The following is a 257-nucleotide window of genomic DNA, read 5'->3' on the forward strand; positions in this document are numbered from 1 at the left end:
CTGTGCCGCCGCCAGAAAACCCTGAACGTGAGCCTGCCCTATCGCGGAGGCACCGGCCCGCTGAACCTTCTGATCGACAGCACGGGCATCAAAGCTGAGGGTGAAGGCGAGTGGAACGCCCGTAAGCATGGCGGCCCCAAACGCCGGATTTGGCGCAAGATACACATTGGCATTGACGAGGAAACGCTGGAAGTTCGCGCCGTCGAAGTCACCACCAGCAATGTCGGTGACGCGCCAATGCTGCCAGAGCTACTCAA

The 257-nt window shown here is 60.7% G+C and carries 1 protein-coding gene; it reads left to right on the forward strand.

Features of this window, described 5'->3' with window-relative positions:
• Positions 1 to 257, forward strand: a 257-nt coding sequence (locus AB2B41_RS23595; protein ID WP_367880260.1) for a transposase, incomplete at both ends; no start/stop codon positions are given.

The sequence above is a fragment of the Sulfitobacter sediminis genome, assembly GCF_040811725.1.
GTDB lineage: Bacteria > Pseudomonadota > Alphaproteobacteria > Rhodobacterales > Rhodobacteraceae > Sulfitobacter > Sulfitobacter sediminis.